Raw genomic sequence first — 323 nt, 5'->3', positions numbered from 1 at the left:
CACCGTGGTTGGCGGTACATTGACTGCCTTGACGACAACTGATAACATCACCTGGACAGCAGTGTTCACGCCAGATGGCACAGGCACAGCACCAAGCATTGCAGTGGCTGATGGTAGCTACACTGATGTATTGGGTAACCCGGGTACAGGCGATGTACTTGATGGTACAGACGGCTTTATCGTTGACATTGTTCCGCCAACGCTTGCGATTACGACAGATGACCTTGAACTTGCAGCAGGCGAAACAGCGAACATCACCTTCACGTTCAGTGAAGCGGTTACAGGCTTTGATGCCAGTGATATCACTTTAGTTGGTGGTACAT

General features: G+C 50.5%; 1 protein-coding gene. It reads left to right on the top strand.

Going from position 1 to position 323, the window contains the following annotated elements; genetic code table 11:
- A partial coding sequence (locus HL290_RS18460; RefSeq protein ID WP_227602333.1) for an Ig-like domain-containing protein occupies positions 1–323 on the top strand: 323 nt, incomplete at both ends.

Source organism: Acinetobacter sp. AC1-2 (assembly GCF_016124155.1).
In the GTDB taxonomy this organism is placed as follows: Bacteria; Pseudomonadota; Gammaproteobacteria; order Pseudomonadales; family Moraxellaceae; genus Acinetobacter; species Acinetobacter calcoaceticus.
This window is presented reverse-complemented; position numbering and strand designations above follow the sequence as displayed.